This window comes from Gehongia tenuis (assembly GCF_014384795.1).
GTDB lineage: Bacteria > Bacillota > Clostridia > Christensenellales > NSJ-53 > Gehongia > Gehongia tenuis.
On record NZ_JACRSR010000001.1, the window covers coordinates 413656 to 434808 of the forward strand.

Sequence of the window (21153 nt, forward strand, 5' to 3'; positions counted from 1 at the left end):
AATGGAACGGGAGGCGGCAGATGAGAAAATATGGTTTGGTGAATCTACGGGATCTGGGGGAGGATTTCATCTTTGAAATCCGGTATGCTTCGCCCCACAACTTCTCCGGGCGGCCGGTGTACCCGCTGGACGTGCCCGTGCTGCGGGAGGAGACGGCGGCAAAGCTGGTCCTGATCCACCGGCGGGCGAAGGCGGCGGGCTGCCGCATCAAGATCTTTGACGCCTACCGGCCCATGAGCTACCACCGCCTGCTTTACGAGGCGGCGCCGGACAAGAGCTTCTGGGCGGACCCGGCCCGGGGCTCCAAGCACAGCCGGGGTGCGGCGGTGGACGCGACGCTCACCGATCTTCTGGGCCGGGAGCTGGCCATGCCCTCCTATTTCGACGAGTTTTCCCCCCGGGCGGCGCGGAAAGGGCCGTGTGATCCCGGGATTATGGAAAACCTCGACCTGCTCACCGGTCTCATGACCGGGGGCGGATTTCGCACCATATCCACTGAATGGTGGCATTTTGACGACAGCGATTGGGAAAACTATCCGCTCAGCGATTACGACTTAAAGGAGTTTATGTAAACATATGATTTACGGCAACATTGACGGCGTGCGCCGTTCGGCCCTCGAGGCCATGGAGGCCTGGTACGAGGTGAAGATCCCCCAGGACAAGTTTGCGGAGGAGGACATGCTCCGGGAGATGGCGGAGATGACCCGCCGGATTAACCGGGAGATCTGCATCTATCTTGGCCGGGACGGCAGCGTACTTGAGGTGGTGGTGGGCCGCCACGACCGGGTGAATCTGGAGGTGTGGACCTCCCGGCGGGGCCTTTCCCGCCTGTCCGGAGTGCGGCTCATCCACACCCATCCCGGCGGCAATCCGTCCCTGTCGGAGATGGACGAGCACACGCTAAGGAAGCTGCGGCTGGATGCCCTCGGGGCGCTGTCCACCGAAGAGGGCCGGGAGCTCCTCTGCGTGGGCTATGCGGCGCGGGAAGGCGTGAAGCTTTTAGGCCCCTTCCCGCTGGCGGGCCTGCCCCACGACGAGCTTCTGGACGCCATCCGGGCGGCGGACGAGGAGGTGCGCTTCGAGGTGGGCAGGGCCGACGGCGCGGCGGAACGGGCCGCCCTCATCGGCTGCGGACCGGATGGCGGCGGCGGGGAGTCCTCCCTCAGGGAGCTGGAGAACCTCGCGGACACGGCCGGCGCGGAGACGGTGCACCGGGTGTTCCAGAAACGGCCGAGGCCGGATTCGGCCACCTATATCGGCAGCGGCCTGGCCGAGGAGCTCGCCATGATCTATCAAAAGCTCAAGGTGGACGTTTGCATCGCCGACGACGAGATCACCGGCGCCCAGGCCCGGAATCTGGAGGCCGTGCTGGGCGTTCGGGTGGTGGACCGCACCGCCCTCATCCTGGATATCTTTGCCCAGCGGGCCCGGTCCCGGGAGGGCAAGCTGCAGGTGGAGCTGGCCCAGCTCAGGTACCGCCTTCCGCGGCTGATGGGCGCGGGCACGGCCATGAGCCGGCTGGGCGGCGGCATCGGCACCCGGGGCCCCGGCGAACGCAAGCTGGAGATGGACCGGCGGCTCATCCGGCGGCGCATCTTTGACCTTGAGGAGCAGATGAAGGAGGTGAGCCGGCAGCGGGACAGCCAGCGCCAGCGGGTGAAAAAGAACGAGGTGCCGGTGGCGGCGCTGGTGGGCTACACCAACGCGGGCAAGAGCACCCTTTTAAACGCCATGTGCGGCTCCGACGCCTTTGCCGAGGACAAGCTCTTTGCCACCCTGGACCCCTTGAAGCGCAGACTGTCCGCCGGCGAGGGGGGCGAGGTTCTGCTGGTGGATACGGTGGGCTTCATCCATAAGCTGCCCCACAGCATGATCAGCGCCTTCCGTTCCACTCTGGAGGAGGCGAAGCACGCCGATCTTCTGGTCCATGTGGTGGACGCGACCTCCCCCGAATACAAGCACCAGATGACGGTGGTGCGGGATGTGCTGGAGGAGCTGGGCGCCGGGGATAAGCCGCAGATCATCGCCTTCAACAAGGCCGATGCCCTCCCCTCCCGGGAGGAGATCGAAAAGCCGGACGTGCCCTTTTATTTCATTTCCGCCAAGAGAGGGATCGGCCTGCAGCCCCTGGCCGACGCCATTCGGGAGGCCCTCGGCGCGCTGCAAAGGGAGGTCGTGCTTGAGGTGCCCTTCGCCAAGGGCGCGGTGCTCGCCTACCTCCACGAGAACGGCAAGGTGCTGGAGGAGACCTACACCGAAACGGGGGTGAGCGTGCGGGCGCTGCTGGGCGGGGACGCGGTGAAGCGGGCGCGGGCCCTGCTTGCCGGCGGTGCCGGCGGCCAATCTGCCAAGCCGTGACGTCCCCGCCCGGCGTTCAGCTGGCATCCGGTGCGGGCCCCCGGCGCTTCACCCGATGGCCCGGCCGAACTGCTGCCCCGGCGTCTCCCCGCCCCGGCCCTTCACCCGCTCCGCCGGGCAAAAACTGCCGCCCGGGCGCCGACCTTGCCGGCCCAGGTATGAAAGGGTGGCCGGCTGGGCACAATCAGGGCATCAAACTGAAGGAGGCGGACAGATGAAAGCGATTGTGGACAAGGATGCCTGCATCAGCTGCGGGCTTTGCGTGAACACCTGCGAGGAGGTCTTCCAGTGGGATGAGGACGACAAAGCCCATGTGGTGATGGAGGACGTCTTAGAGTACGAGGATCTGGTGAAGGATGCGGCGGGGTCCTGCCCCACCGAAGCCATTCACGTGGAGTAAAGTCTCCCTTTTTTCATTGACAACGGCGGATGAGCGGCCTATAATGGTCTCAAATCCGCCGTGCGAACGGGAAAAGTAACCTGTGAAGCCGAGCCAGAGAGGGAAGGTCGAAGCTGCAAGCCTTCCTCGAGGCGATCGGGTGAAGACCGGCCCGGGATGGCGGACGCTTTGGGCCCGTTATCGCCCAGCCAAAGTGGAATTCATTCAACAAGGGTGGAACCGCGGGAGTATGCTCTCGTCCCTTCAGGGGGACGGGAGCTTTTTGATTTGTCAGGAGAAAGAAAGGAAGGACCTTCATGAACATCAAATTGGGAGAGCAAAACTTGTCCCTGGAGCAGGGCGCGCTGCCCCTTCATATCGCCAAGGCGTACGCGCCGAAGGAGATTTACAAAAAGGCTCTTGCCGCCAAACTGAACGGCGAGACCATCGATCTGTTCCGCCCGCTGACCGGGGACGGAACGCTGGAGTTTTTGACCTTCGAGGATGAGGACGGCCGCTGGGCCCTCCGCCATACGGCGTCCCATGTGCTGGCCCAGGCAGTGAAGCGCCTCTATCCTTCGGCGAAGCTCGCCATCGGCCCCGCCACCCGGGACGGCTTCTACTACGATTTCGACGTGGAGGAACCCTTCACCCAGGAGGACCTCGCGAAAATTGAGAAGGAAATGGCGAAGATCATCAAGGAAAACCACCGGATGGAGAGATTCGAGCTGCCCCGTCAGGAGGCCCTCGAGCTCATGAAGGAGGAGCCATACAAGGTGGAGCTCATCGAGGACCTGCCGGAGGGGGAGACCATCTCCTTCTACCGCCAGGGCGAATTCACCGACCTCTGCGCCGGACCCCACGTGCCCTCCACCGGCAAGGTGAAGCACGTGAAGCTGGAGTCCCTGGCCGGCGCCTACTGGCGGGGCAGCGAAAAGAACAAGATGCTCCAGCGCATCTACGGCACCGCCTTCGAGGATAAAAAGGAGATGGAAGCCTTCCTCGAGGCCAAGGCGGAGGCGAGGAAGCGGGACCACAACAAGCTGGGCCGGGAGCTTGGCTTCTTTACCACCGTGGATTATATCGGTCAGGGCCTGCCCATTCTGCTGCCCAAGGGCAGTAAGGCCGTCCAGCTCATGCAGCGCTTCGTGGAGGACGAGGAGGAAAAGCGCGGCTACATCCTCACCAAGACGCCCTTCATGGCGAAAGCCGACCTGTACAAGATCTCGGGACACTGGGACCACTACTATGACACCATGTTCGTTCTCGGGGACAAGGAGATGGATGAGCGGGGCGAGGAGGTTCTGGCCCTCCGGCCCATGACCTGTCCCTTCCAGTTCCAGGTGTATCTGAACAAGACCCGCTCCTACCGGGATCTGCCCATGCGTCTTGGGGAGACGTCCACCCTGTTCCGCAAGGAATCCTCCGGCGAGATGCACGGCCTCATCCGGGTGCGCCAGTTCACCATCTCCGAAGGCCATCTGGCCGTCACCCCCGAACAGCTGGAGGATGAGTTCAAGGGCGTGCTGGACCTCATCCAGTACCTGCTCGGCATTCTGGGCATCGCGGAGGATATCACCTACCGCTTCTCCAAGTGGGACCCGAACAACAAGGAGAAGTACATCGGCAGCGCCGAGGAATGGGAGCGCACCCAGGACCTGATGCGGGTGATCCTGGACGACCTTCGGATCGACTACACCGAAGCGGAGGGCGAGGCGGCCTTCTACGGCCCCAAGCTGGACATCCAGGCGAAGAACGTCTACGGCAAGGAGGACACCCTCATCACCGTGCAGATCGACTTCCAGCTGGCGGAGCGCTTCGGCATGGTCTACACCGACAGGGACGGCGAGAAGAAGCACCCCATCATCATCCACCGCACCTCCATCGGCTGCTACGAGAGGACCCTCGCCCTTCTCATCGAGAAGTACGCCGGCGCCATGCCCACCTGGCTCTCCCTGGAGCAGTGCCGCATTCTCACCATCACGGACCGGGCCGAGGCCTGGGCGGAGGAGGTCAGGGCGCAGCTGGAGGCGCGGGGCGTGCGGGTCAAAATCGACAGCCGCAACGAGAAGATCGGCTTCAAGATCCGGGAAGCCCAGCTGGAGAAGCTGCCCTACATGCTGGTTGTGGGCGACAAGGAGGTCGAAAACAGGGCCGTGGCCGTCCGAAGCCGGGGGGAGGGCGATCTTGGCGTGATGACGCCCGCCGAGTTCGCGGACAGAATCGTCCTTGAAATCGCCTCCAAGGCCCATCCCTAAAGAGGCTTGACACCCCGCTTTCCCTATGATAAACTAATACCCGTTAAGCAGAAGCTATCCACTTCTCACCCGCCGGCCGGTTGCCGGGCGGGTCACCCGGGCAAAAGGATCGGGCGCGGATGGGGGCCGAAGGGCCGCCCGGCGTTCGTCTTTAACCAGAGTGTTCATTCAATTCGGTGGGTAGCTATGCCCACCGAATTTTTTATCTTTACGGAGGTGTATCATTATTAACATCGATTACATGATCAATGACGAGATCCGGGAGCCCCAGGTCCGCGTGATTGATCAAAATGGCGAGCAGCTGGGAATCCTGCCGACCCGTCAAGCCCTGCAGATGGCCGAGGAGAGGGAGCTGGATCTGGTGAAGATTGCGCCCCAGGCCAAACCCCCGGTGTGCAAGATGATGGATTACGGCAAGTACCGTTTCGAGATGGCCAAGAAGGACAAGGAAGCCCGGAAACGGCAGAAGGTGATCTCCATCAAGGAGGTCCGGCTGTCTGCGACGATCGGTGAGCATGATGTGGAGGTCAAGGTCAAAAACGCCGTCAAGTTCCTGAAGGACGGGGACAAGGTGAAGGTAACGATTCGGTTCCGCGGGCGGCAGATCAGCCACTCCCAGATCGGCCTTGAGGTCATGAAGGACTTCTTTGAGCGGGTCAAGGACGTGGCGAACATGGAACGCCAGCCCAAGGTGGAAGGACGCAGTATGGTGATGATTCTGTCACCCAAGGAAACATAAGAGAGGAGGGCGAACATGCCTAAGCTCAAAACCCATCGCGGCGCCGCCAAGCGGATCCGCCTGACCAAAACCGGGAAGGTCAAAAGAAACAAGGCCTATAAGAGCCATATCCTGAACAAGAAGAGCCGCAAACGCAAGCGGGATCTGCGCAAGGGGACCTATGCGACCAGCGCCGATGAGAAGAACTTGAAGCAGTTAATTCCCTACAAGTAGGCTAAGGAGGATTTCACCGTGGCACGAATTAAGAGGGCTGTCAACGCCCATAAGAAACGCAGAAAAGTTTTGAAGCTCGCCAAGGGTTATTTTGGCGCCAAGTCCAAGCAGTACCGGGCCGCCAATCAGGCGGTCATGAAATCCCTGCAGTACGCCTATGTGGGCCGCCGGCTGCGCAAGCGGGATTTCCGCAAGCTTTGGATCACCAGGATCAATGCCGCCGCCCGTTTGAACGGCATTTCCTACAGCCGTTTCATGAACGGCCTCAAGAAGAGCGGCGTGGAGCTCAATCGCAAGGTTCTGGCCGATCTGGCCGTGAACGATGCGCCCGCCTTCGCAAAGCTCGCCGAGCTGGCCAAGGAGAAGGCGTAAGACAAAGGCATGAGGGAGTCTGCCGGACCCGCGAGGGACCGGAGGCTCCTTTTTCGTAAGGAGGAACCCATGCTCATCGAAAGCGTACAAAATCCGAAGGTGAAGCGGCTTCGGGCGCTCCAAAGCAGGAAGGGCCGTGAGGAGAGCGGCGAATTTCTGCTGGAGGGGCGAAAGGTGGTGGCGGAGGCGGCAAAAGCGGGCCTTCCCATCACCCTCGTGCTGGTGCGGGAAGGGGAGGAAGGCCTCTTTGCCCTTGCGCCGAAGGCTGCGGAGGCTCATACGGCTTCCGCACGGGTGATTGAGGCGGTGTCCGCGGCAAAAACGCCCCAGGGGATCGTGGCCGCCGCCCGGCTGCCCGAACCGCGCCTGCCGGAGCGGCCGGAGGGACTGTGGCTGGCCCTTGACGAGGTGATGGACCCGGGAAACGTGGGCACCCTCATCCGCACCGCCGACGCCGCCGGCGCCGCCGGCGTGCTGCTCTCGGAAAACACCGCCGACCCCTTCAGCCCCAAGGTAGTGCGCTCCGCCGCCGGCTCCCTTTTCCATCTGCCCATCCTTCGGGGGGAGCTGGCGGGCCTCGTGGCGGCCTTTCGGGAGGCGGGCTACACCGCCGCGGCCGGCGATCTAAGGGGCGAGGACTTCTACGCCGCGCCGCCCTTCCCGGCAAGGACGCTCATCATCGTGGGCAACGAGGCCAGGGGCCCCCGGGAGACGGTTCTGGCCCTTTGCGACCGCCGGGTGAAGCTGCCCATGGCGGGCCGGGCCGAATCGCTGAACGTGGCCGTTGCCGGCGGAATCCTGCTGTACGGGGCAGCCTTCGGAACCGGCGTCCGCCGCGGGCCGGGCGAGAGCTAGGCGGGGGATCGCCCCCCCACCGGGAAGCCGCGGGCACTGCTCCACTCCGCCACGCCGCCCGGGCGCCGAAGCCCGTCCACCTCGTCCTGCGCACGCGAATCGGCCGCGGGCACTGCCCACCCTTGGAGCGGCGGACCCGCCCCGCCCGCCGCCCGGGCGCTGAAGCCCGCCGACCTCGCCCTGCGCACGCGAATTGGCCGCGGGCACTGCCCGCCCCTGGAGCGCCGGATCCGCCCCGCCCGCCGCCCGGGCGCTGAAGCCCGCCCACCTCGCCCTGCGCACGCGAATTGGCCGCGGGCACTGCCCGCCCCTGGAGCGCCGGATCCGCCCCGCCACGCCGCCCGGGCGCCGAAGCCCGCCCACCTCGTCCTGCGCACGCGAATCGGCCGCGGGCACTGCCCGCCGCCCGGTTGACAAAACAAGGAACCCTTGTTAGACTGGATGGGTAAAAAGCGCGGAAGAAGAGGAGTAGTTTAGGGAACCGCTCGAAGAGACGGGACGCCGCCGGCTGCAAGCGTCCTGGAGCAGGCCATAAATGAAGTTCGCTTCGGAGCTGCGGGCTGAAGGGAAGTAGGCCTTGCCGGGCGCCGGCCGTTACACCGGTGAAGAGGCCAGGGGAGGACCCTGGTGAACTTTGGGTGGTACCGCGAACCTTCGCCCCGATGGGGCGGAGGTTTTTTGATTTTGGAAAGGAGCAGGTAAGCATGAAGGAACGCTTGGAAGCCCTTCGGCAAAAGGCGCTGGAGGATCTCAAGGGGATCTCCGATTCGGCGGCCCTCGAGAACCTTCGGGTGAGCATCGTGGGCAAGAAGGGTGAGCTGACCCAGTTTCTGCGGGGTATGGGCTCCCTCTCGCCGGAGGAGCGCCCGGCCATGGGCCAGATGATCAACGATGTGAGAAAGGCGCTGGAGACGGCGCTGGACGAGAAGGCGAAGAGCCTCAAGGCGGCGGAGCTGGAGCGCCGGCTGGCCGAGGAGGCCCTCGATGTGACCGTGCCCGGCGCAAAGCCGGAGCGGGGGGGACTGCATCCGGTGACCCTGATTCAGCGGGAGCTGGTCTCCATCTTCACCAGCATGGGCTTTTCCGTGGCCGACGGCCCGGAGGTGGAGCTCGACCACTTCAACTTTGAGCTCATGAACCTGCCGAAGAACCATCCCGCCCGGGATATGCAGGACACCCTGTACGTCAGCGAAAACGTGGTGCTCCGCACCCACACCTCGCCGGTGCAGGCCCGGGTGATGACCACAAAGAAGCCGCCCATCTACGTGGTGTGCCCCGGCCGGGTGTACCGCTCCGACGAGGTGGACGCCAGCCATTCGCCGGTGTTCCATCAGATGGAATGCCTGGTGGTGGACGAGGGGATCACCATGGGCGACCTCAAGGGCGTATTGGACACCTTCATCAAAAAGCTCTACGGCGGGGAGACCAAGACCCGGCTGCGTCCGTCCTTCTTCCCCTTTACGGAGCCCAGCGCCGAGCTGGATATCTCCTGCACCCTGTGCGGCGGCGAGGGCTGCCGGGTGTGCAAGGGCACCGGCTGGCTGGAGCTTGGCGGCTGCGGCATGGTGAATCCCGATGTGCTCGACATGTGCGGCATTGATCCTGAAAAATACACCGGCTTCGCCTTCGGCTTCGGTCTCGACCGCCTGGCCAACATGAAGTACGGTATCGACGACATCCGGCTGAATTTCGAGGGCGATCTTCGCTTCCTCGAACAGTTCGCAAGGGAGGGCTGAGAAAGATGAAACTGCCACTCAACTGGCTGAAGGAGTACGTACCGGAGCTGGAGGTTTCCCCGGAGGCGTACATGGAGAGAATGGCCCTCAGCGGCACCGAGGTGGAGGGCTACGAGCGCCTGGGCGAGGAGATCGACAAGGTGGTCGTGGGCAAGATCCTGAAGATTGAAAAGCATCCGGACGCGGACCGCCTGGTGGTCTGCCAGGTGGACGCCGGAACGGATATCCAGATCGTGACCGGCGCGCCCAACGTCTTTGAGGGCGCCATGGTGCCGGTGGCGCTGGACGGCTCCCGCCTCCCCGGCGGCGTCAAGATCAAGAAGGGCAAGCTTCGGGGCGTGGTGTCGGAGGGCATGATGTGCTCGGGCAGGGAGCTGGGCGTCACCGACGACGACTATCCCGGCGCGGACGTGGACGGCATCCTCATCTTGAAGGAGGAGGACGAGCTCACGCCGGGCACGGATATGAAGGAGGTGCTGGGGCTCACCGACACCGTATTTGAAGCGGAGATTCTGGCCAACCGCCCGGACTGCCTCAGCGTGATGGGCATGGCCCGGGAGACGGCGGCGGTCTTTGATCTCGATTTTGAGATCCCCGCCATCGAGTACGAGGAGAGCAGGAACCCCATGCAGTGGGCGGTGTCTGTGGAGGTGGAGGACAAGGACCTCTGCCCGCGGTACATGGCCCGGGTGGTGAAGAACGTGAGAATCGGGCCCTCGCCGGCCTGGATGCGCCGGTATCTTCAGGCGGCGGGCGTGCGGTCCATCAACAACGCCGTGGACATAACCAACTTCGTGATGCTGGAGACGGGCCAGCCCCTCCATGCCTTCGATATGCGGAACATCCGGGAGAACAGGATCGTGGTGCGCCGGGCGAAGGCGGGGGAGAACCTCGTCACGCTGGACGGTAAGGATCGGGAGCTGGACGAGAGCATGCTGGTCATTGCCGACGGCGTGGGCCCGGTGGGCCTCGCGGGCATCATGGGCGGCGAGAACTCGGAGATCAAGGAGGACACGGTGGACATCCTGATCGAGTCCGCCAAGTTCGACGGCACGAACATCCGGCTCACCAGCCGGAAGCTGGGGCTTGCCACCGAGGCTTCGGCCCGCTATGAGAAGGGCGTGGACATCCTCACCACCCAGATGGCCCTCGAGCGTGCGGCCCAGCTCATGCAGCAGCTGTGCGGCGCGGAGGTACTGAAGGGCCGGGTGGACATTCTCTCCGCACCCATGGGGGAGCGGACGATCCGGGTGCCGGTGAAGCGTATCAACGACCTTGGCGGCGTTAAGATCGACGGCAGGGAGATGGCGGACATTCTGGACCGCCTGTTCATGCTGGCCAATCTCGAGGGGGATGAGCTCACGGTGATGGTTCCCAGCTTCCGCGGGGACATCAAGGGCCCGGCGGATATCGCCGAGGAGGTGCTGCGCCTCTACGGCTACGACAAGATCCCCTACACCCTGCCGAAGGGCGGCGGCCACGCCGGCGGGCTCACCCCCTTCCAAAGGGATGTGGAGCGGGTGCGGGATACGCTGGTGGGCCTTGGCTTCTATGAGACCTACCATTACTCCTTCATGTCGGAAAGCGATCTTGCGGCGCTGCGCCTTCCGGAGAACGACGAGCTCCGGAAGGCGGTGACCATCCTGAACCCCCTCTCCGCGGACATGGGCATGATGCGCACCACCATGGTGCCCGCCATGCTGGACGCCCTCATCGGAAACGTGAACAAGAAGCGGGAGAAGGCGGCGCTGTTTGAACTTGGCCGGGTGTACCTGCCGGGGGACGGGGAGCTCCCCGAGGAGCCCGCCACCCTCTGCCTCGGCGCCTACGGCAGGGACATGGATTTCTACGGCTTCAAGGGCAGGATCGAGGCGCTCTTCGCGGCCTTCGGCGTTCCCGCCGTCTTTGAGAAAACCACCCGCACCTATCTCCATCCCGGCAGGGCGGCGGAGATCAGGGTGAACGGGGAGACGGTGGGCGTGATGGGCGAGGTCCATCCGCTGACCCTCGCGGCCTATGGGGCCGAGGGCCGGGTCCATGTGGCCGAGCTCGATCTCACCCGCATTCTGAGCCGGCGGGTGCCCGCCCACTACACGGCCGTGTCCCGTCATCCCGCAGTGAAGCGGGACCTGGCGCTGGTGGTGAAGGAGGAGGTCACCGTGGGCGCGATGACGGCGGTCATCGAGAAGGCCGGCGGCAGGCTGCTCTCGGACGTGCAGCTCTTTGACATCTACCGCAGCCCGGAGCTGGGGGAGGGCATGAAGAGCGTGGCCTTCGCGCTCACCTTCCAAAGCCTCACGCGGACGCTCCAGGATGAGGAGGTGGACGAAGCGGTGCGAAAGATTCTGGACCGCCTCGAGAAGGATGCGGGCGCCGTTCTTCGAAGCTGAGCATACAAAAAGGGTATGGAAAACATACCCTTTTTTTGCACTCCCTTATTCATCCTTGGCGCCCAGCTTGACGTTCTCCACAACGTGATCCGGGCCGGACTGACCGTAATAGACGATCACGAATGCGCCGCCGCCGGGAAGATCATAGATCTCTCCGAACATGCCGGACAGGGCGCCGTCCGGTTCGCCCCAGGATTGGAGGACCGCGTCGCGGCTTATGCCCTGAAGGGCGTCCGTCAGCGCGGCCTCACCCATCCCGGGCACGGCGGCGAGTTCCGGGACCTTCCTGCCGCAGCCCGGCGCGAAGGCAAGGACAAGAATGAGCGCGAGGACGGCGAAAATTCTGCCCATGGACGGGGCCCCCTTTCTCCCTTTGCTCCATTCTATCCGATTTGGGGCCGCGGTTCAAGGGCCTGCGTCCCGCGCCATCCGTCCCATGCGGCCCGCCGGTGCTCCCCTGCCCGCGTCCCATGCGGTTCCCGTACCGCGAAGGGCGGCGAATCTTGCCAAACGGCGTAGAATCGGTTATAATAGAGTATCAAAAAATGTTAGAGGCGGTATTTATGGAAACGATCAAAGCTTCCGTGAAACTCGCAGGCAGGGAGTACACCATCACCGGCGCCGAGTCGGAGGAGCATCTCCAGCGGGTGGTGGACGCGGTGGAGTACAAGTACAAGGAGCTCAAAAAGATGGCGAAGCTGCCGCTGGACAGCGAGCGGCTGGCCATTTTGACCTCCCTCAACATGGCCGATGACCTGATCCGGGCCAAGGATGAGTCAAAGGAGCTTGGCATTCGCATCGACGAGCTGCAGCGTCAGCTGGTCCGTCTGCAGCGGGAGAACGCGTTTCTCCAGCGGGATGGCCGCGGCGGCGGCAAGCTCAAAGGCGTTAAATAAGAGGGGGCGGCTTTTTGCCGCCCTTTTCAGCGGTATGACAGGGCGTCGGAACCGGTTTTGAGCCCCGGGCTCGGAACCTTTTCTTGGCGTCTGTTTTTTTATAAGGAGTTAGAATGGACGAGAGATTGTATCGTGTTTTGGAACTGAACAAGATTTTGGAGCGCCTTCGGGGGCTGTGCCGCTCGGAGCTGGGCGGGGCGCTGGCGGGGGAGCTTCTGCCCGTTTGCGAGGCGGAGGCCGTGGAGCGGGCGCTCATGGAGACCGCCGACGCCGAAACCTGGCTGCTGCGCCTGGGGAATTCCCCCGTATTCCCCTTCGAGGATATCCGCGGCTCCCTCAAGAAGGCGCGGGTGGAGTCGGTGCTCACCATGAAGGAGCTTCTCATGGTGGAACGGGTGCTTTCCGCGGCCCGGGCGGCCAAGGGGGATTTGAAGGGCGGTCAGGCTCCGGAGGGGGAGGAGGCCGGTCCCATCCTTCGCATGGCCCAGGGCCTTTCCGCGCTGCCGGACCTCAAGGAAGCCATCGCCCGGTCCATCCTGGGGGAGGAGGAGATGGCGGACGGGGCCTCGGACGGCCTCTACGCCATCCGCCGGAACATGCGGCGGGCCCATGAGCGGGTGCGGGAGAAGCTTGCCGGCATGACCCGCTCCTCGGCCTTCCAGAAATATCTGCAGGACCCCATCGTCACCCTCCGGGGGGACCGGTACGTGCTGCCTGTCAAACAGGAGTACAGGCAGAACGTGCCCGGTCTGGTCCACGACCAGTCGTCAAGCGGCGCGACCCTCTTCATCGAGCCCATGGCGGTGGTGGAGATCAACAACGAGATCCGGGAATGGGCGGCGAAGGAGAAGGAGGAGATGGAACGCATCCTCCGGGAGCTGACCCTCCAGGTGAAGGCGGGCGCGGACGAACTGGAGGAGGACCTTGGGCTCCTGGCCCGGCTGGATTTCGCCTTCGCCAAGGCGGCGCTGGCGAGGGAGATGAAGGCCGTGCGGCCGGAGATCAACCGGGAGGGCCGGGTGAACATCCGGCAGGGCCGCCATCCCCTCATCGATCCCGCCAAGGTGGTGCCCATCGACGTGTGGGTGGGCGAGGCATTCACCGGGCTTGTCATCACCGGCCCCAACACCGGCGGCAAGACGGTCACCCTCAAAACCGTGGGCCTCTTTGCCCTCATGACCCAGTGCGGCCTTTTTGTGCCGGCGCTGGGGGCGGATATGGCGGTGTTCCGGGATGTTTTCGCCGACATCGGCGACGAGCAGAGCATCGAGCAGTCCCTGTCCACCTTCTCAGCTCACATGACCAACATCGTGGACATTCTCTCCAAGGTGGACAGCGATTCGCTGGTCCTGCTGGATGAGCTGGGCGCGGGCACCGATCCCACCGAGGGCGCGGCTCTGGCCATGGCCATCCTGGAGGAGCTTTTGAAGATCCGCTGCCGGGTGCTGGCCACCACCCATTACAGCGAGCTCAAGGCTTTCGCACTGATGGAGAACGGGCTCACCAACGCCTCCATGGAGTTTGACGTTTCCACCCTCCGGCCCACCTACCGCCTGTCCATCGGCGTCCCCGGCAAGTCCAACGCCTTTGAGATCAGCCGCCGGCTGGGGCTGTTCCCCCACATCATCGAGGCGGCCCGCGCCCGCATCTCCCGGGAGGACGTGCGCTTTGAGGACGCCATTTTGAAGGCGGAAACCCACCGCCAGAAGGCGTACCGGGAGCGGACCGAGGCGGAGGCCATGCGCAAGGAGGTCCAGTCGCTGAAAAAGGAGATCGAGCGGCAGAAGCGGGAGCTGGAGGCCCAGAAGGAGAAGATGCTCCGGGAGGCGAAGAGGAAGGCGAAGGCCGTGCTGGACGAGGCGAAATCGGAGAGCGAAGCGCTGATCGGGGCGCTGAAGGCCGCCGCCGACGAGGCGGACGCGAGAAGCGTGAACCGGGCCATTCAAAAGACCCGGGACGCCCTCCGGCAGAAGCGGGAGGCTTTGGACGAGGCCGAAGCGCCCATGGAGGCTCCCGGCGAGCCGCCGAAAAACCTCAGGCCCGGCGAACGGGTGAAGCTGGTGAAGCTGGGGCAGACGGGCACCGTTTTGACCGCCCCGGGCGGCAGCGGCGAGGTGCAGCTGCAGGTGGGCATCATGAAGGTGACCGCCAAGGTGGCCGACCTGGTGCGGGTCGCGGAGCCTCCGCCGGCGGCCCCCGCGGGACGGGCGGGCCGTGCGCCGGTGCGGGAGCAGCCGGCGGCGGTGGGCCTCACGGTGGACGTTCGGGGCGAGAACGTGGACGACGCGGTCATGATCGTGGACAAATATCTGGACGATGCGTACCTGTCCTCGCTGAAGGAGGTCACCATCGTTCACGGCAAGGGCACCGGCGCGCTCCGGACCGGCATCCAGCAGTTTCTCAGGAGGCATCCCCACGTGAAGAGCTTTCGCCTTGGCAGCTTTGGCGAGGGCGACGCCGGCGTGACGGTGGTGGAGCTCAAATGAAGGTGATGGTGAGCGCCTGCCTGGCGGGCGTGAAGTGCCGCTATGACGGCGGCGCCGCAGCCGATCCCCTGTGGGTTGAGCGGGTGCGGCGGGGGGAAGCGGTGCCCCTTTGCCCCGAGCTTCTCGGCGGGCTTGCGCTGCCCCGGCCGCCGTCGGAGATCGTGGGCGGCGGCGGCCGGGATGTGGCGGCGGGGAGGGCCCCGGTGCTCACCCGGGAGGGCCTTGATGTGACGAAGGCCTTTCTCACCGGCGCCAGGCGGGTGGTGGAGATCGCGCTGCAAAACGGCATCACCCGGGCCTATCTGAAGGATAAAAGCCCCTCCTGCGGGGTTTGCCAAATCTTTGACGGAAGTTTTTCCGGCCGGCTCATCCCGGGCTGCGGGGTGACGGCCGCACTGCTCACGGCGGCGGGCATCGCCGTTTTTCCCGGCGACAGGAAGGAGAGGAAGCCTTGAAGACGACGGACATCCTGATCATCGACGACGATAAGAACATCGGCCAGCTCATCGAGCTGTATCTGGGCAAGGAGGGGCTCACCACGGCGGTGGCCTACCGGGGCGACGAGGGCCTCACCGCCTTTGAGGAGCTTCACCCCGCCCTGGTTCTCCTGGACGTTATGCTGCCCGGCATGGACGGCTGGGAGGTTTTGAAGCAGATCCGCAGAACCAGCAACACGCCTATTATTATGTTAACTGCTAAGGGCGAGACCTTCGACAAGGTGCTGGGCCTTGAGCTGGGGGCGGACGACTACATGGTCAAGCCCTTCGACGCCAAGGAGCTGGTGGCGCGGGTGAAGGCGGTGCTGCGGCGGGCTCGGGCCAGCGAGGAGCCGGAGCGGGAGATCAGCTTTCCCGGCCTTTCCATCAACATGAAAAGCTACCAGGTGGTGGTGGACGGGACGGCCTTCGAGCTGCCGCCCAAGGAGATCGAGCTGCTTTTCTTCCTGGCGGGGCACGCCGGACGGGTGTTCACCCGGGAGCAGCTTCTCGAGCAGGTGTGGGGCTTTGACTACTTCGGCGACTCCCGCACGGTGGATGTGCACATCAAGCGCCTTCGGGAAAAGCTTTGGCGGGAGGACGCCTCCTGGCAGATCAAAACGGTGTGGGGCGTGGGCTACAAGTTTGAGGTCAAATAATGTTTAAATCGATCTATTGGAGGATGGTCGCGCTGTACTGGGCCATCCTTTTTGTGGTGCTGGTTTCACTGGCAGTGATTATGTCTACCATGTACCGCAACCAGAGCTTTGAAAAGACGAAGAAGGATCTGACGGGCAAGGCGCGCTACGTGGCGGACCTGACGGAGAATTACTACGACGGCGGGCTCACCGCCGCCGAATTTGCCATGAGCCTCAACATCCTCTCCCACCAGGAGGGGTGCACCATCTGGGTGGTCAACCAGTTCCGCTGGGGCCTGCAGTTCCCCACCGACGGGGACAAGGTGGAGTTCGGGCAGGACCAGGAGATCTTCTCCGAGGACATGGGCGCCTACATGGAGCGGGTGCTGGAGGGAAGCCTCATCACCTATGAGGGCAATTTCGCCGACAAGTTCGACGTGCCCATGCTCACCGTGGGCGTGCCCTATCTGGTGGAAGGCACCCCCAAGGGCGCGGTGTTTCTCCACACCCGGGTGGCGGACATCGAAAGGGGCGTGCGCTCGGTGCGGCGGCTCATCTGGATATCCGCCATCCTGGCGGCGGTGCTGGGCGGCGTTCTCATCTTCCTGCTCTTCGGCCATGTGACCCGGCCCCTCAAACAGATGAACCGGGCGGTCCGGGAGATCGCCCGGGGCAACTTCGGCAACCGGGTGGAGGTGAAAAGCAGGGATGAGATCGGCCAGCTGGCCCAGTCCTTCAACGCCATGGCCGAGGACCTGGGCAATCTGGAGGAGATGCGGCGCAGCTTCGTGGCCAACGTCTCCCATGAGCTGAGATCGCCCATGACCAGCATCCAGGGCTTCGTGCAGGGTATGCTGGACGGCACCATTCCTCCGGAGGAGCACCAGCACTATCTCACCATCGTCCACGGCGAGACCCAGCGGCTGACCGGCCTCATCCGGGACCTTCTGGACCTCTCCCGGATGGAGTCGGGAGACTTCCCCATGAACATGGAGAACTTCGACATCAACGAGCTCATCCGCAGAACCCTCATCACCTTCGAGGTGAAGATCGACGAGAAGGCGCTTCAGCTGGATGTGGACTTCAAGGAGGACCCCTGCTTCGTCTATGCCGACAGCGCCCGCATCCAGCAGGTGGTGCAGAACCTCCTTGACAACGCCATGAAGTTTACAAACGAGCACGGCAAGATCAAGGTGTGGACCTATGTCTATGGCAAGAAGGTGTATGTGTCGGTGAAGGACGACGGCGCCGGCATCTCCGGGGCGGACCTGCCCTACGTGTTCGAACGCTTCTACAAGGCGGAGAAGGCCCACGTGGCGGGGCAGGGCACCGGCCTTGGCCTTTCCATCGTGAAAAAGATCCTCTCCGAGCACGATCAGAAGATCTGGGTCACCAGTTCTCCCGGCAAGGGCGCAGAGTTCACCTTCACCCTGGCCAAGGGCCAGAGCAAGGGCACCAAGTATCATAATTTGGACACAATTCATTCATAAATTTCTGGTATTGTAGCCATAGTATATTGGAGGTGGCAAGAGATGAGCAACTACTACGACTATGATGGATACGATCCCTACGATCCTTATCATAAACCGAAAAAGAAGGGGAACCGGGTGTGGATTTTCATCGCCATCGGGCTGGTCTTCCTGCTCCTTGGCAGCGTGATCACCCTGGGGGTGACGGCCCTTCTGGACCGGAACGCCGACGCCGGCGCCAACGGCCAGGTGGCGGACGGGGCGACGCCCAGTCCCTCGCCGGAGGTGAGCGCCAATCCCGTGCCCTCCCTCGGGGGCGCGGCGGGCTGGATTGCAAGCTCGGATAACCCGGTCATTGACATCGCGAAGAACGTGGGCCCCTCCCTGGTGGGCGTGAGCAACAACGTGAACACCTTCGCCCAGGGCCAGGGCATCACCGAGCAGGAGCAGGGCTACGGTTCCGGCGTGATCATCTCCACCGACGGCTACATCGTCACCAACAACCACGTGATCGAGGGCGCGGAGAGCGTCACCGTGACGCTGGGCGGCGATAAGACCGTGAAGGCGGACGTGGTGGGTGCGGACAGCCGCACCGATATCGCCGTATTGAAGATCGATCCCGAGGGCCTGGATCTCACGGCGGCGCCTCTCGGCGATTCGGACGCGCTGCAGGTGGGCGAGCTGGCGGTGGCCATCGGCAACCCCCTCGGCCATGAGTTTGCGGGCACGGTCACCGTGGGCGTGATCTCCGCCGTAAACCGGAATCTGGAGTCGGAGGGCGTGACCCTCAGCATGATCCAGACCGATGCGGCCATCAATCCCGGCAACTCCGGCGGCGCGCTGGTGAATTCCAGCGGTGAGGTCATTGGCATCAACACCCTCAAGAGCACCACCGCCGGCTATGATTCCTCCGGCAACGCCATTTCCGCCGAGGGCATCGGCTTCGCTCTGCCCATCAACGACGTGAAGCCCATCGTGGAGGAGCTGATTTCGAAGGGCCACATCTCCCGGCCCGGCCTGGGCATCAAGGGCTCCATGCTCACCGAGGACATGGCGGGCATCTACGGACTTCCCGCCGGCGTGCTGGTGGGCAGCGTGGAGGAGGGCGGCAGTGCGGAGACCGCCGGCATCAAGGCCTATGACATCATCACCGAGGTGAACGGCGTCAAGGTCACCTCCTTTGCCACCCTGACCAACGAGCTTGCAAACTTCAACGTGGGCGATACGGTCACCGTCAAGGTGTGGCGGCAAAGCACCAGCGAGGGCGGCGGCCGGCCGGGCTTCGGCGGAGGCCAGTCCACCGTCCAGGGCGAGGAGATGGAGCTCACCGTCACCCTCATGGAGATTCAGGGGGATTAAGCGGGGAGCCGACTGCAAATAAAAGAACCCGTCTGCCCGGCCGAGGCTCAAGCCTCAGCCGGGCTTTGCTTTGCCGGGCCGGGCGCTGCGGCCCGCGGCCCACGGCCCCACACGATCCGCCGCGGCCTCGTCCGTACCGGGCGCCCGCGGCCTTTCCCCCTCCCGCGGGCTTGTCCCGGCCTGTGCCCTTGTGGTACAATGCCTAAGGGAGGCGAAAGGCTTTGATCTATTTGGACAACAGTGCCACCACCCGGCCCTTCGAGGCGGTGGCGGAAACGATAAAACAAGCGTCCCTCGAGGATTTCTACAATCCATCCGCGCCCTATGGCAGGGCGGCGGCGGTGGAGGAGAAGGTGGAGGCCGCAAGGGCCCGGACGGCCCGCCCCATCGGGTGCGAGCCCGGCCGCATCGTCTTTACCTCCGGCGGCACGGAGAGCAACAATGCGGCCCTGTTGGGCGTGGCCCTGAAGCGCCACCCGGCAAAAAAACATTTCGTGGTGGGCGGCATTGAGCATCCGTCGGTGCTGAGGACGGTTCAGTTTTTGACAAATCTCGGCTGCACGGTGACGGCGGTGGACCCGAACGGCAAAGGGGTGATCGAACCGGAGAAGGCGGCGGAAGCGGTCACGGAGGACACGGTGCTGGTGAGTGTGCAGCACGTGAACAATGAGACCGGCGCCATTCAGGATCTTGCCGCCATTGCGGCGGCGGTGCGGGCGAAAAGCCCGGCCCTCATCCACGCCGACGGGGTGCAGGCCTACCTCAAGGTGCCGCTTTCGCTGGATGCGGTGGATTTCTACACCGTGAGCGCCCACAAGTTCCATGGCCCGAAGGGGGTGGGCGCGCTGTACCTCCGGCGGGATGCGTCGGTGGTGCCCTATCTGATGGGCGGCGGCCAGGAGGGCGGCCGGCGGTCCGGCACCTTGAACGTGCCCGGCATCGTGGGCATGGGCCTCGCAGCGGAGCTCTACCAGACGAATCGTAAAGAATATGTAAATCATATGATGGCACTTAAGCTCCTGTTTTTAAAGGAACTGCGGAACCAGCTGGATGAAGTTTATGTCAACGGACCCGATCCGGAGAGGGCCGCACCCCACATCCTTAACCTGGCTTTTCCCGGCGTGCGTGCGGAGGTGCTGCTCCATTTTTTGGAGGAGCGGGGGGTAATTATCGGCACGGGAAGCGCCTGCTCCTCGAAGAACACCAAGGTGAGCGCGGTGCTCTCCGCCATGAAGGTGGCGCGGGTGCGGGCGGAGGGCTCAGTGCGGGTGAGCCTGTGCCCGTTGCTCACGGAGGCGGATATGAAGGAAGCGGCAGGACACATGGCGGAGGGCGTCAAGATGCTCCGCCGGTTCAGGAGGAAATAGATGGAACAGATTTTGCTGGCAAGATACGTGGAGATTCACTTGAAGGGGCTGAACCGGCCCTTCTTTGAGAAGAAGCTGGTGGAGAACATGGAAAAAGCCCTGGGCGGGGACGGAACGGTGGAGCGGGCCCAGGGCCGCATCTACGTGCGGGGTTTCTCCGACGGCGGGAAGGCGGCCAGGGCGGTCAGCCGGGTTTTCGGCGTGCATTCGGTGAGCCTGGCCTGGGAGATGGACAAGGACCTTGATCAGATCGCGGACAAGATTGTGGAGCTGCTGGGCAAGGAGGTGCCCGGCACCTTCAAGATCAAGGCCCGGCGCAGCGACAAGACCTTTTCCCTGAATTCCATGCAGCTCAATCAGGAGCTGGGCTTCCGGGTGCTCACAAGGCTTCCGGGTTTCACCGTGGATGTGCACCAGCCCCGCTACGCCGTGGGCGTGGAGATCCGGGAGCGGGCCTATGTTTATCTGGACGCGGTGCCCGGCGTGGGCGGCATGCCCACCGGCACCTCCGGCCGGGTGGCGGTGCTGCTCTCCGGCGGGATCGACAGTCCGGTGGCCGCCTGGCGCATGGCCAAGCGGGGGGTGACGCTGACGGCGGTGCACTTTGAAAGCCCGCCCTACACCAGCGCCCGGGCCCGCAGCAAGGTGGTGGATCTGGCGAAGATTGTAAGCACTTACAGCGGCCCTGTGCGGCTGTTTGTCGTGCCCTTCACCGATGTGCAGACCACCATCTATGAGAAGTGTCCGGACAGCCAGCTCACCCTCATCACCCGAAGGTTCATGATGCGCATTGCCGAAGCCATCGCGAAAAAGGACGGCGCGGCGGCCCTGGTCACCGGGGAATCGCTGGCTCAGGTGGCCAGCCAGACGCTGGAAAGCCTCGCCGCCACCGATCAGGTGGTGGGGATGCCCGTCTTCCGGCCGCTCATCGCCATGGACAAGATGGAGATCATGGACGAGGCGAAGGCCATCGGCACCTATGACACCTCCATTCTGCCCTATGAGGACTGCTGCACCGTGTTCCTGCCCCGGCACCCCTCCACCCATCCGAAGCTTGCCGCCATCGAGGCGGGGGAGCGGGATCTCGATGTGGAGGCGCTGGTGAACGCCGCCCTTGCCAAGGCGGAGCTGGTGGAAGTGAGGCCCTGAAGGGAGGAATCCC

Annotated in this window: 19 protein-coding genes and 1 other annotated feature; of the genes, 18 read left to right on the plus strand and 1 reads right to left on the minus strand. The window is 64.0% G+C overall.

Annotation, left to right across the window (positions count from 1 at the left end; translation table 11 throughout):
* Positions 1-20 precede the first annotated feature (20 nt).
* The 10 genes from H8696_RS02060 to pheT all read left to right on the plus strand — a co-directional run bounded on the left by H8696_RS02060 (position 21) and on the right by pheT (position 11300).
* On the plus strand, positions 21-572 hold the full coding sequence (locus tag H8696_RS02060; protein WP_249314603.1) for a M15 family metallopeptidase: 552 nt from the start codon (positions 21-23) through the stop codon (positions 570-572).
* A 4-nt stretch (positions 573-576) separates the two neighbouring features.
* A complete protein-coding gene (gene hflX, locus H8696_RS02065; RefSeq protein WP_249314604.1) occupies positions 577-2358 on the plus strand; it encodes a GTPase HflX in 1782 nt (593 codons plus the stop codon).
* A gap of 214 nt (positions 2359-2572) precedes the next feature.
* The gene (locus tag H8696_RS02070) at positions 2573-2758 is read left to right on the plus strand and encodes a ferredoxin (RefSeq protein ID WP_249314605.1); all 186 of its coding nucleotides are present in this window, start codon (positions 2573-2575) and stop codon (positions 2756-2758) included.
* Between the two features lie 296 nt (positions 2759-3054).
* Positions 3055-4995: a threonine--tRNA ligase gene (gene thrS, locus H8696_RS02075; protein WP_249314606.1), complete on the plus strand. Its 1941-nt coding sequence runs from the start codon at positions 3055-3057 to the stop codon at positions 4993-4995.
* A gap of 241 nt (positions 4996-5236) precedes the next feature.
* Positions 5237-5734: a translation initiation factor IF-3 gene (infC, locus tag H8696_RS02080; protein ID WP_249314607.1), complete on the plus strand. Its 498-nt coding sequence runs from the start codon at positions 5237-5239 to the stop codon at positions 5732-5734.
* Between the two features lie 15 nt (positions 5735-5749).
* Positions 5750-5947 carry a 50S ribosomal protein L35 gene (gene rpmI, locus H8696_RS02085; RefSeq protein ID WP_249314608.1) on the plus strand — a complete coding sequence of 66 codons (198 nt, stop codon included), beginning with the start codon at positions 5750-5752 and terminating at the stop codon, positions 5945-5947.
* 18 nt (positions 5948-5965) lie between these two features.
* Positions 5966-6319, plus strand: coding sequence for a 50S ribosomal protein L20 (gene rplT / locus H8696_RS02090; RefSeq protein ID WP_249314609.1), 354 nt, complete (start codon positions 5966-5968; stop codon positions 6317-6319).
* Positions 6320-6388: 69 nt separating this feature from the next.
* A complete protein-coding gene (locus H8696_RS02095; RefSeq protein WP_249314610.1) occupies positions 6389-7174 on the plus strand; it encodes a TrmH family RNA methyltransferase in 786 nt (261 codons plus the stop codon).
* A 446-nt stretch (positions 7175-7620) separates the two neighbouring features.
* Positions 7621-7839: a binding site (T-box leader), on the plus strand.
* 39 nt (positions 7840-7878) lie between these two features.
* Entirely contained in the window at positions 7879-8910 is a 1032-nt protein-coding gene (gene pheS / locus H8696_RS02100) for a phenylalanine--tRNA ligase subunit alpha (RefSeq protein WP_249314611.1), read from the plus strand.
* Positions 8911-8915: 5 nt separating this feature from the next.
* Entirely contained in the window at positions 8916-11300 is a 2385-nt protein-coding gene (pheT, locus tag H8696_RS02105; RefSeq protein ID WP_249314612.1) for a phenylalanine--tRNA ligase subunit beta, read from the plus strand.
* 45 nt (positions 11301-11345) lie between these two features.
* Here the strand turns inward: pheT and H8696_RS02110 are convergent, their stop codons facing one another.
* Entirely contained in the window at positions 11346-11651 is a 306-nt protein-coding gene (locus H8696_RS02110; RefSeq protein WP_249314613.1) for a hypothetical protein, read from the minus strand.
* A gap of 212 nt (positions 11652-11863) precedes the next feature.
* On the opposite strand from H8696_RS02110, the gene H8696_RS02115 reads away from it, so the two are divergent.
* The 8 genes from H8696_RS02115 to thiI all read left to right on the plus strand — a co-directional run bounded on the left by H8696_RS02115 (position 11864) and on the right by thiI (position 21140).
* Positions 11864-12196: a cell division protein ZapA gene (locus H8696_RS02115; RefSeq protein WP_249314614.1), complete on the plus strand. Its 333-nt coding sequence runs from the start codon at positions 11864-11866 to the stop codon at positions 12194-12196.
* A 113-nt stretch (positions 12197-12309) separates the two neighbouring features.
* On the plus strand, positions 12310-14682 hold the full coding sequence (locus H8696_RS02120) for an endonuclease MutS2 (protein WP_249314615.1): 2373 nt from the start codon (positions 12310-12312) through the stop codon (positions 14680-14682).
* Positions 14679-15137, plus strand: coding sequence for a DUF523 domain-containing protein (locus H8696_RS02125; RefSeq protein WP_249314616.1), 459 nt, complete (start codon positions 14679-14681; stop codon positions 15135-15137). The genes H8696_RS02120 and H8696_RS02125 overlap by 4 nt, the downstream gene beginning before the upstream one ends.
* Positions 15134-15817, plus strand: a complete 684-nt coding sequence (locus H8696_RS02130) for a response regulator transcription factor (protein WP_249314617.1) — start codon at positions 15134-15136, stop codon at positions 15815-15817. The genes H8696_RS02125 and H8696_RS02130 overlap by 4 nt, the downstream gene beginning before the upstream one ends.
* Positions 15817-17286, plus strand: a complete 1470-nt coding sequence (locus H8696_RS02135) for a sensor histidine kinase (protein WP_249314618.1) — start codon at positions 15817-15819, stop codon at positions 17284-17286. Before H8696_RS02130 ends, H8696_RS02135 begins: the two co-directional genes overlap by 1 nt.
* A gap of 42 nt (positions 17287-17328) precedes the next feature.
* Positions 17329-18624, plus strand: coding sequence for a S1C family serine protease (locus H8696_RS02140; protein WP_249314619.1), 1296 nt, complete (start codon positions 17329-17331; stop codon positions 18622-18624).
* 221 nt (positions 18625-18845) lie between these two features.
* Positions 18846-19991 carry a cysteine desulfurase family protein gene (locus tag H8696_RS02145; RefSeq protein ID WP_249314620.1) on the plus strand — a complete coding sequence of 382 codons (1146 nt, stop codon included), beginning with the start codon at positions 18846-18848 and terminating at the stop codon, positions 19989-19991.
* The gene (gene thiI / locus H8696_RS02150) at positions 19992-21140 is read left to right on the plus strand and encodes a tRNA uracil 4-sulfurtransferase ThiI (RefSeq protein ID WP_249314621.1); all 1149 of its coding nucleotides are present in this window, start codon (positions 19992-19994) and stop codon (positions 21138-21140) included.
* The last annotated feature ends 13 nt before the right edge of the window (positions 21141-21153 follow it).